Source organism: Nocardia takedensis NBRC 100417 (genome assembly GCF_000308695.1).
Classification (GTDB): domain Bacteria; phylum Actinomycetota; class Actinomycetes; order Mycobacteriales; family Mycobacteriaceae; genus Nocardia; species Nocardia takedensis.
The window spans coordinates 64927-74787 of the sequence record NZ_BAGG01000060.1; the positions used below are offsets into that span (position 1 = coordinate 64927).

The 9861-nt window shown below is 69.1% G+C and carries 10 protein-coding genes; all 10 read right to left on the reverse strand.

What is annotated here, in order from left to right:
* Positions 1-127: 127 nt before the first annotated feature.
* The 10 genes from ON30_RS39070 to ON30_RS12350 all read right to left on the reverse strand — a co-directional run bounded on the left by ON30_RS39070 (position 128) and on the right by ON30_RS12350 (position 9620).
* On the reverse strand, positions 128-1030 hold the full coding sequence (locus tag ON30_RS39070; RefSeq protein WP_157183709.1) for a hypothetical protein: 903 nt from the start codon (positions 1028-1030) through the stop codon (positions 128-130).
* 72 nt (positions 1031-1102) lie between these two features.
* Positions 1103-1861: an SDR family NAD(P)-dependent oxidoreductase gene (locus ON30_RS12315; RefSeq protein WP_040706735.1), complete on the reverse strand. Its 759-nt coding sequence runs from the start codon at positions 1859-1861 to the stop codon at positions 1103-1105.
* 40 nt (positions 1862-1901) lie between these two features.
* Positions 1902-2675 (reverse strand): enoyl-CoA hydratase/isomerase family protein, encoded by a 774-nt coding sequence (locus tag ON30_RS12320; RefSeq protein ID WP_040706736.1) that lies wholly within the window; start codon positions 2673-2675, stop codon positions 1902-1904.
* Positions 2672-3256 (reverse strand): AMP-binding enzyme, encoded by a 585-nt coding sequence (locus tag ON30_RS41710; RefSeq protein WP_281004719.1) that lies wholly within the window; start codon positions 3254-3256, stop codon positions 2672-2674. Before ON30_RS41710 ends, ON30_RS12320 begins: the two co-directional genes overlap by 4 nt.
* Before the next feature lie 8 nt (positions 3257-3264).
* Positions 3265-3888, reverse strand: coding sequence for an AMP-binding protein (locus tag ON30_RS41005; RefSeq protein WP_306307368.1), 624 nt, complete (start codon positions 3886-3888; stop codon positions 3265-3267).
* Positions 3831-4217, reverse strand: a complete 387-nt coding sequence (locus ON30_RS12330) for a hypothetical protein (protein ID WP_157183710.1) — start codon at positions 4215-4217, stop codon at positions 3831-3833. The genes ON30_RS41005 and ON30_RS12330 overlap by 58 nt, the downstream gene beginning before the upstream one ends.
* A gap of 258 nt (positions 4218-4475) precedes the next feature.
* The gene (locus tag ON30_RS12335; protein WP_040706740.1) at positions 4476-5540 is read right to left on the reverse strand and encodes a hemolysin family protein; all 1065 of its coding nucleotides are present in this window, start codon (positions 5538-5540) and stop codon (positions 4476-4478) included.
* Positions 5533-6987 (reverse strand): hemolysin family protein, encoded by a 1455-nt coding sequence (locus tag ON30_RS12340; protein WP_083911336.1) that lies wholly within the window; start codon positions 6985-6987, stop codon positions 5533-5535. Before ON30_RS12340 ends, ON30_RS12335 begins: the two co-directional genes overlap by 8 nt.
* Positions 6988-7252: 265 nt before the next feature.
* The gene (locus ON30_RS12345) at positions 7253-8689 is read right to left on the reverse strand and encodes a GuaB1 family IMP dehydrogenase-related protein (protein WP_040706741.1); all 1437 of its coding nucleotides are present in this window, start codon (positions 8687-8689) and stop codon (positions 7253-7255) included.
* 85 nt (positions 8690-8774) lie between these two features.
* On the reverse strand, positions 8775-9620 hold the full coding sequence (locus ON30_RS12350; RefSeq protein WP_040706743.1) for a DMT family transporter: 846 nt from the start codon (positions 9618-9620) through the stop codon (positions 8775-8777).
* Positions 9621-9861: the final 241 nt, after the last annotated feature.

Sequence of the window (9861 nt, forward strand, 5' to 3'; positions counted from 1 at the left end):
AGCCAGAGAAACGGAGACCGAGGTCCGGCGGGGTCGAAACGATTGTCCTCGACGTGCATCGGCTCGCGTGTGGCCCTCCCTGAACTGGTCGCACCGGGGAGGCTCTCACGAACCCGAAGTGTGACGATTACCCGAGACTCGGCCACCCTATCGGACGCCGCCGACACCGATCGCATTGCTTTCGAACGGCGTACGTCTCGCCGAATCGGCCGTCCCCCGGCGATGTCCCGCATCCGGCCACACCATCGTCCGGCGATCCGTCGGAGATCATCGCGGCCGTCGCGGGCAGGTGGGTGGCGGCGACATGCACGGCGTGTCCCGAGGATTCGGCGCTGTTCGTCCGCTCGCGCGTACGGAGGGCGAAAGCGCCCACGGCATCGAGCCGGAACAGTTCCCCCCTGCTCACCATGCAGTGGGAGGGGTGGACCGAGTGGGTCAGATCGCAGATTCCGTGCGTCAGAAGGTAGTCGCGGAACTCGGCCGTGGCATCGACGCCGGTCGCGCGCGCCGCGGTCGGATTCGGTCCGGCGACCGGGCGGGTATGGCGCACGGTGACCGCGTCGATGATCGCGACCGCGGAGGTGTTCGGCGCCCAGCGCGGCCAATGCTGGTCCAGACCCCAGTCGGTCTGGTCGTGTCGAAGGTGGGCAGGCAGCGCCACCGGAATTCGCGACCGAAGCACGATGCCATGATCTCTACGAGGTTGGCGCAGCTCGAATCGCCTGCCCACCAGATAAGTCGACGGTTCGAACCGCACCGGGCCGTACAGATCCGCTGTACTCACGACATCGCGGCCGCACTGTAAGGCCACCTCGACCAGCACACCATCGACACCCTCATTTGACGCGCTCGACCCGACCACTACGGCCGCACTCCGACAACAACTCGCCCAATATGAAGGGGGCTGCTGCACCAAGCGGGCCTGGTCCACCAACTGCCCGAACAGCTCGGGATCCACGGTCGTCTTCGCGTCCCTACGCTTGGCCACCGCAGCAGTATCGGCCACATCAACCGCCATCACATCAGACATCGGATGCTTACTCCTTGCTCGGAGTTACACCGTTGTATTTACAGTCCCGGTCGCGGGGCGCGATGTGAGCCCTCAGCGGATGGAGGATCCGATTCCCAGACCACCGTCGACGTCGAGGACTACTCCGCTGACATATCCTGCGGCCGGTGAGCACAGGTAGGCGGTGGCTTCGGCGATGTCGCTGGGCTGTCCGGTGCGGCGTTGTGGCACTTTGTTGATCAGTTTCTCGCGGGCGGGTGCGTTCATGGAGGCGAGCATGGGGGTTTCGATGAGGCCGGGGGCGATGGCGTTGGCGGTGATGCCGTGGTGGGCGGTCTCGAGTGCAATGGTACGGGTGAGTCCGACGATGCCGGCTTTGGCGGCGACGTAGTTGGCCTGTCCGAAGTTGCCACGCCAGCTCATCGAGGAGAACGACACGATCCGGCCGTAGTTGCGTTCACGCATGTGTGGCAATACCGCGCGGGTGCAGAAGAATGCGCCCGACAGTGAGACATCGAGTACCGCGTGCCAGTCGTGGTCGTCGATGTCTTCGATGCGGTTGTCGCGGATGATGCCGGCGTTGTTGACGAGGACGTCGATGCGGCCGTGTGTGTTGGCTACGGACTCGACCCAGGTGCTGACTTCCTGGGAGGAGGTGACGTCGACCGTGTGACTCAGGCAGGTGCAGCCGAATTCTTTCTCCAGGTGTCGTGCGAGTTCGTGAACGGCGACCTCGTTGACGTCCGCGAGGGCCACGAACGCGCCTTCGGCGGCGAATCGCTCGGCCATCGCCGCGCCGAGTCCTTGGGCGCCGCCGCTGACGAGGACTACTTGATCGGTGTATCGGTTCACACTGCGTTCCTGTCGTATGCGCGCTTCATCGGCCTACTAATCACGCCGATCGGTGTTGTAAGAACGACGTCAGCGAAGCAGGGACATCGTTGGTGTTCCAGTGCTGTTCGAAGGTGCGCAGTTCGTGCGCCAAGCCCTGCTCCTCGTCCGTGGTGGTCAGCTCATGCAAGAGGGCTTTGAATGCCGCCTGACCCGGACCGGAAGCCGCGGCGAGCTCCGAGGCCACGCGGTGCGCGGTACTCGCGACTTGTTCGGCGGGGACCACTGTGTGGAGCCAGCCTGCCGCAGCCAATTGTTCGGCCGGGACCAGCTTTCCGGTTAGGGCCAGCCAGCGAGCTGTGGAATCTCCGAGTTTGCGTGGTAGCCGCACGCTCGAACCTGCGGCCGGTAGCAGGTTGTTGCGGATGTGTCCGTCGCCGATCAGTGTGGTGTCGGCCGCGACTACCACATCGCAGGCCAGGGCGAGTTCGAGCCCACCGGCGACGGCGTGGCCGTGCAGGGCGGCGACCACCGGCAGGCGGCTGGTCTCGAGTCGGGTGACCACTGCTGAGACCCGGCGCAGGAACGGTGTCGGTCCGCCGGGACGGTCGGCTGTGTCCAGGAAGTACCGCAGATCCCCACCGGCGCAGAAACTCTTGCCGGCGCCGGCGAGAATCAAGCACCGGGTCTGCACATCGTCTTCCGCCTCGGACAACGCAGTGTCGAGAGCCTCGATCAGTTCCGGGTCCAGGGCGTTGCGGCGGCGGGGACGGTTGAGCGTCAATGTGCGGATCGGACCGGATCGGGTCAGCAGGATCGGTGCGGGCTGGGTCATCGAGTGCCCGCAACTTGGCCGGATTCCTCACGGCGGCGCTGGCGCAACTGCGCGCGCTGGATCTTGCCGCTCGGAGTCTTGGGGAGGGTATCGACGAAGTGGATGCGGCGCGGGTAGGCGTGCGCGGCGTAGTTGTTCTTGACCCATTGCTGTAGCTGAGCGACGAGGTCGTCGGTGACGGCTGTGCCGGGCGCGGTGACCACGAACGCCTCGACGACCTCACCGCGCACCGGGTCGGGGCCGGCGACCGCGGCAACTTCTTCCACCGCTGGGTGTTGCAGCAGCGTCGATTCGATGTCGAAGGGGCCGATGCGGTAACCGGCCATGATGATGACGTCGTCGTCGCGGGAGGAGAACCGGACGATCCCTTCGGTGTCGACCGAGGCGATATCGCCGGTCAGGAAGTAGGCGCCGTCGGCGCAGAATCGGTCGGTGCCGGGAGCTCCCACATAGCCGCGGAAGGTCATCAACGGACTGCCCGCCACCACGATAGCGAGGCGTCCGGTAGTCCCGGGTGCGACGGGCTTTTCGTTGTCCTCACCCACGACGGTGACTTGCCAGCCGGGCAGCGACGTTCCCATCGCTCCAGTCAGAACGGGCGGCGCAGGCGCGGATGATGCAAGAATCCGATGGGCATGCCGAGCTCGGTCTGGCCGTAATGGTCATGTATTTCGAGTCCGAGCGCTACCCGCGCCCAGTCGTTGACTTCCGGTGTCAACGGCTCGCCCGCGCTCGACAATCGGCGCAGTGCGAGGCCCTCCGGCGCAGGGATATCCGAAGCGTGCAGGCCGCGATAGACCGTGGGGGCAGCGGAGTAGTCGGTGACCGCAAGATCTTTCATCACCGCCCAGGTCGCCGCGGCCGAGAATCCGCCGCGCAGCAGGATAGTCGGCACGCCTGCCGCCAGCGGCGCCACGAGAGCGGCATAGAGCCCGTAGGCCCATCCAGGGTCGGCGCCACACCAGAACACGCTGTCCGGTCCCACGCCCAGCCCGAATTCCAGGTAGCTCTGCCAACCGGCGGCATAACGCACCGGATGCACCACGCCCTTGGGCTTGCCCGTGGTACCGGAGGTGAACATGTGTACCAACGCGCCATCGCCGCCCACCGGCACCGAATCGATATCGCGCCAAGCGGCTTCGGAGAGCCTGGCACTCAGGTTTTCGGGAGAATCGGCGCCGACGACGATGAGTGTCCAGTCACCGGGAGGTATGTTCCGACGGTCATCATCGCAAACCCTTGCCCCGGCTGCGGCGGCTCCACGACATCACAACCCGGGATCCGCGTCGGAAAGGTCACCGGCGGAGTGACATAGGAGTATTCGGGCGGTTCCGGCGGCGGCTCCGAAGCGGTGGGGGTCGGTGGCGCGGTCGTCAACTCCGGCTCCCGCTCGTGCAGCAGTCCGACGATCAGGTAGGCGGTCGCGACGATCGCGACGCACGTCAGGACCACCGTCCAGTGGCCAACGGCCGGGGAAGGTGTGGCCGAGTCCTTGTCGTCCCCGTTTTCGATGTCCTGATCCTCGCCCAACACCGTTGCCACAGAACACATCACCGTCACACCCGACAAAGTACTACCGCGCCGTGGAGGAGAAACGGCTCCGGTTCTCGGGGCACGAGAAGTGGTGGCTTACCACTGCCACCACCGCGAAACATCTTTCGGGAAACCCGAGAAGTGGGTCGAGCCGATCGGCTCCGCACCGATTTCGCCGAGCTCCGGCCGACGGTGTGGCGACCGCAGCCTCGCGCGAGGTTGCCGGAAGGCGCCCTGGTAGCGCTTTGTCTCACCTAGACGGGCGGGTCATTCGGCGCCCCGGTGGGTGACGTCGCGGACCGTGCCGACGAACTCCTCGACCAGATCCTCGAGGGCGACGATGCCGGTGGTCGTTCCGCGCCCGTCGACCACCCGGCCCAGGTGGCTGTTGGTGCGGCGCAACCGCGCCAGCGCCTCGTACAGGGTGGCGCCCGCGCTCACGGTCGGCAGCGGTCGGATGTCGGTGCGCGGGATCGGGGTCTCCGGTCCGGCGTTCTCGTCGGCGACCTTGTCCAGCACGTCCTTGACGTGCAGGTAGCCGACCAGCGACCCGTCGGCGGTCTGCACCGGGAACCGAGAGAACCCCGTCTCGGTGACCGCCGACTCGATGTCGCCCAGGGTGGTGCCGTTACCGCGCAACGGCACCGACCTGGTGTCGGCCAACGCGACCAGCACGTCGGCCACCGTGCGGTCGGAACTGCCCAGCGCCTGGGTGAGGCGACGGTGTTCTTCCTCGTCCAGCAGCCCCTCGGACCGGGATTCGCCGATCATCTCGGCCAGTTCAACGCTCGACACCGTGCCCTCGAGTTCGTCCTTGGGCTCGATGCGCAGCATCCGCAGCGACAGGTTCGCGGCCAGGTTGTAGAGCGCGATGAGCGGCCCGGCCAGTCGCAGCCAGGCCAGGTGGATCGGGACCAACAGCAACGCGCTGCGCTCCGGGCCCGCCAGCGCGATGTTCTTCGGGATCATCTCGCCGAGCAGGATGTGCAGGATCACCACGATGGTCAGCGCGACGGCGAAGGCCACCGGGTGCAGCAACTGGTCGGGCACCCCGAGCAGCCCGAAGGGCTTCTCCAACAGGTGCGCCACCGCGGGTTCGCCGACCCGGCCCAGCAGGATCGAGCAGATCGTGATGCCCAACTGCGCCGCCGCCAGCATCATCGACAGGTTCTCACCCGCCCTGATCACCGTGCGGGCGTTGCGTTTGCCCTGCGCGACCAACGCTTCGAGCCGGTCGCGGCGGGCCGAGATCAGCGCGAACTCGGCGGCGACGAAGAAGGCGTTGCCCGCCAGCAGCACGACCGTGAGCAGGACTCCGAACAGATCACCCATGGTCGCGCTCCCCGTGATTCGCCGCCGCGGCGGCGGTGTCGGCCACCTCGGCCTTCTCGTCCTCGGCCTGTTCGCCCTCGGCCGGCGCGGTGCGCGCGTGCAGGGTCGCCGCGTCCACCGGGATCAGGCGCACCCGGTCGATGCGCCTGCCGTCCATGCGCTCCACGCGGGCGATCCACCCGCCGCGGTCGTTGTCGTAGGAACGGTCGGCGGCCGAATTCGGCAGCACCACTTCATCACCCGGCTCCGGGATGCGACCCAGCCTGGTCAGCACCAGGCCGCCGAGGGTCTCGTACTCGCCCTCGGGCGCGTCGTAGCCCGTGGCGCGCGACACCTCGTCGATGCGCAGCAGACCCGAGCAGTCCCAGCTGTCGCCGACCCGGCGGACGTCGCGCTCCTCCTCGTCGTGCTCGTCGCGGACGTCGCCGAGGATCTCCTCGATCAGGTCCTCCATGCTGACGATGCCCGCGGTGCCGCCGTACTCGTCGACGACCAGCGCGATCTGCATGCCGTCGGCGCGCACCCGCTCGAGCACCTCGTCGCCGTCGAGACTGGCGGGCACCACCGGCACCGGCCGCGCGATCCGATGCAGCGGCACCGTGCGGCGATCGCTCGCCGGATGGGTGAACGCCTGCTTGACGTGCACGACGCCGACCGTGTTGTCCAGATCGCCGTCGATGACCGGGAATCGGGAGTACCCGGTGCGGCCCGCGGCGGCAATGAGATCGGCGATGGTGTCGTCGCGGTCCAGCGATTCGATCTTCACCCTCGGGGTCATCAACTCCTCGGCGCTGCGCTCACCGAATTGCAGCGAGCGGTCCATGACCTGCGCGGTGCGCTGGTCGAGCGCGCCGCGCAGCGCGGAGGTGCGCACCAGCGATCCGAGCTCCTGCGGTGAGCGCGCCGAGCGCAACTCCTCGGCGGGTTCCACGCCGAAGCGCCGCACCACCCAGTTCGCGGTGCCGTTGAGGAAATGGATCATCCACTTGAAGACCATCGAGAACGCGATCATCGGCCCGGCCGTCAACCGGGCGGTGGCCAACGGCTTGGCGATCGCGATGTTCTTCGGGACCAGCTCGCCGTAGATCATCGACAGCGAGGTGGCGATCACCAGCGCCAAGGCCAGTGAGACGCCGCTCGCGGCGCCCGCGCTGAGCCCGACCGCGTCGAGCACCGGCGCGATCAACCGCGCCAGGACCGGTTCGGCGATGTAACCGGTGATCAGGGTGGTGATGGTGATGCCGAGCTGGGCGCTGGACAGTTGGAACGACAGGGTGCGGTGCGCCTGGCGGACCATCCGGGCCGGGGCGTCGCCGTCGCGGGCGTGCGCCTCGACGGTGCTGCGCTCCAGGGCGGTCAGGGAGAATTCGGCCGCGACGAACAGCGCGGTGCCCGCGGTCAGGGCGACGAAACCGATCAGGCTTAGCACGGTGAGCAGGGCGGACATGGTCACCACCACCCGCCGGTCGCGATCGGATCGATGACGCGGGAAGGGACGGGATCGGGCGGGAGTGCCGCGGGGAGGGGAGCGCCGGGTTGGTCACCCGGCTCGATAGAGGAGCCCTCCTGTGCGGCGCCCTCGGACGCGGGTGACAACTTGTTCCTTTCGGCATGGCGGGAGTTGCGGCGCCGGTACCGGACCGGCAACGGTCATGCTACCGGCCGGTGCGCGAACACGCCCCGGCCGGTGCGCAACCGTGTCCCGTCTCGGCTCACCACCCGCCGGGCAGCGGCCTGCCTTCGGCGAATCCGGCCGCCGACTGCACGCCGAGCACCGCCCGGTCGTGGAATTCGGTGAGCGTGCGAGCGCCCGCGTAGGTGCACGCGCTGCGCACACCCGAGCAGATGTGATCGATGAGATCTTCGACACCCGGGCGCTCCGGGTCGAGGCGCATCCGCGAACTCGAGATGCCTTCCTCGAACAGCGCTTTGCGCGCGCGGTCGAAACCGCTGTCGCTGGCGGTCCGCGCGGCGACCGCCCGCTTGGAGGCCATGCCGAAGCTCTCCTTGTAGGCGTTGCCGTCGCGGTCGACGCGCAGGTCGCCGGGGGATTCGTAGGTGCCCGCGAACCAGGAGCCGATCATCACGTTCGCCGCGCCCGCGGCCAGTGCCAGCGCCACGTCGCGGGGATGCCGGACACCGCCGTCGGCCCAGATGCTCACACCGAGACCGCGTGCGGCGGCGGCGCATTCGGCGACCGCGGAGAACTGCGGGCGGCCCACCCCGGTCATCATCCGGGTGGTGCACATCGCGCCGGGGCCCACGCCGACCTTGACGATCGTCGCGCCCGCCTCGGCCAGATCGCGGGTGCCCGCGGCCGAGACCACGTTGCCCGCCGCCAGCGGCACGCCCAGCCCCAGGTCGGCCACCGCGCGCAGCGCCTCGAGCATCTTGGTCTGGTGACCGTGCGCGGTATCGATGACCAGCAGGTCCGCGCCCGCGTCGACCAGCGCCTTGGCCTTGTCGGCCACGTCGCCGTTGATGCCGACCGCGGCCGCGATCCGCAGTTTGTCGTGCGCGTCGACGTTGGGCTGGTAGATGCCCGCACGGATCGCGCCGGTCCTGGTGATCACCCCGGCCAGCGTGCCGTCCGGCGCGGTGAGCACCGCGAGGTGGGCGTGCGCCGCTTCGAGCAGCGCGAAGATCTCGCGCGGTGACGTGGTGACGGGAGCCTGGACGAAATCGGCGGCGGCCACGTCGCTGAGTCGGGCGAAGCGGTCCACGTCCGCGCAGGCCGCCTCGGTGACCACGCCCACCGGGCGACCCTGGTCGACCACGATCACCGCGCCGTGCGCGCGTTTGTGCATCAGCGCGACGGCTTCGGAGACCGAACGCTCCGGATCGAGGGTGACCGGGGTGTCGGCGGTCAGCGAACGGCTCTTGACGAACCCGATGGTGTCGGCGGCCGCGCTGATCGGCAGATCCTGCGGCAGGACCACGATCCCGCCCCGGCGGGCGACCGTCTCGGCCATCCGCCTGCCCGCGACGGCGGTCATGTTCGCCACGACGATCGGGATGGTGGTGCCGGACCCGTCGGTGGTCGACAGGTCCACGTCGAATCGGGAGGCGACATCCGTCCGGTTGGGGACCAGGAAGATGTCGTCGTAGGTCAGGTCGTACGGCGGCTGATGTCCAGGGAGAAACTGCACTCGACCGATACTAACCGCGTGTCGCCCGCCGCGCGCCGTTCCGTGCGTTCCGGCGGCGGCGTACCCGCGTGCGGTCTCGGTCGCCTCAGCTCTCGGCCTGGTCGAGGGAGAGCCGAATCGTGTTGGCGCACATCACGATCACCGCGGCGGCCACCACCGCGTAGCCCCATCCGTCGGTGCGCAGCCGCTCGTCGAGGACGGTGATGCCGATCAGGGCCGCCGCCAGCGGTTCGGCGATGGTCACCGCGGGCAGCGAAGCCGTGAGCGGACCCGCCTGGTAGGCGCGCTGTTGCAGATACAGACCCGTCAGGCCCGCGACGATCAGCGCCCACAATCGCCACCCGGTCAGCGTCGCGCCGACATCGCGGGCGAACTCGTCGGTGACCCCGGTGGTGAGCGCGGCGGCCACGCCGAACAACGCACCGCCCACGACGCCGAACAGCAGCGCGCGCACGCGCGGGTCGGCCGAGCGCAGGGCGAGCGCCACGGCGGCGGCGAGCACGAGCAGCAGGCAGGTCAGCGGCGCGAACCAAGCGTCCGCCCGCGCGGTGGCCGTCCCCTCGGTCGGATCCCCGACCAGCAGGAAGACCGCCAGCGCCGCCGTCAGCGCGGCGGCGCTCGCCCAGGTGCGCGGCCCGATCCGCCGTCCGTTCAGTCGTGCGGAGAGCGGCAGCGCGAAGATCAAGGCGCTCACCAACAGCGGCTGCACCAGCAGGACCGAACCCAGCGCGAGCGCCGCGACCTGCATGGCGTAGCCGCCCGCGTCACCGACGACGCCCGCCCACCACCGGGGATCGCGAGCCAGCGCGCCGAGAAAACCCGCGCCTTCGGGGGCCGCGGCCGCCGCGCGCTGCTGGGTGACCGCCGCGACCGCGAACAGCGCCGCGGCCAGCAGCGCGCACACGACGGCGGCCGCGGGATGCGAGGACATGACGGCCAGTGTGCCCCGGCGCTGCCGACGGGGCCGGAATCCGCGACCGTGCGGCGACCGGCCCGCGGCCGCCGCGATCGGGACTGGTAGAGGTGGAGCACACCGAGTCGCGGTGCGCGCCAGCTAGTTTGCCCGGCGATTGCCTTGGGTCGGCGTGCCCTGCGGACGCCCGGCGCGTCGCCGCGTGTGTCCGGGCGTGTCGGAGCGTGTCGGACGACCCGCGCCGCCCGCGTGCGCCGTC

Excerpts from the sequence above, each read along its gene's own strand:
- ON30_RS12320 (WP_040706736.1), bottom strand. The coding sequence starts at position 2,675 with ATGACCCAGCCCGCACCGATCCTGCTGACCCGATCCGGTCCGATCCGC.
- ON30_RS12340 (WP_083911336.1), bottom strand. The coding sequence starts at position 6,987 with ATGTCCGCCCTGCTCACCGTGCTAAGCCTGATCGGTTTCGTCGCCCTG.
- ON30_RS12335 (WP_040706740.1), bottom strand. The coding sequence starts at position 5,540 with ATGGGTGATCTGTTCGGAGTCCTGCTCACGGTCGTGCTGCTGGCGGGC.
- ON30_RS41710 (WP_281004719.1), bottom strand. The coding sequence starts at position 3,256 with ATGGGAACGTCGCTGCCCGGCTGGCAAGTCACCGTCGTGGGTGAGGAC.
- ON30_RS39070 (WP_157183709.1), bottom strand. The coding sequence starts at position 1,030 with ATGTCTGATGTGATGGCGGTTGATGTGGCCGATACTGCTGCGGTGGCC.
- ON30_RS12350 (WP_040706743.1), bottom strand. The coding sequence starts at position 9,620 with ATGTCCTCGCATCCCGCGGCCGCCGTCGTGTGCGCGCTGCTGGCCGCG.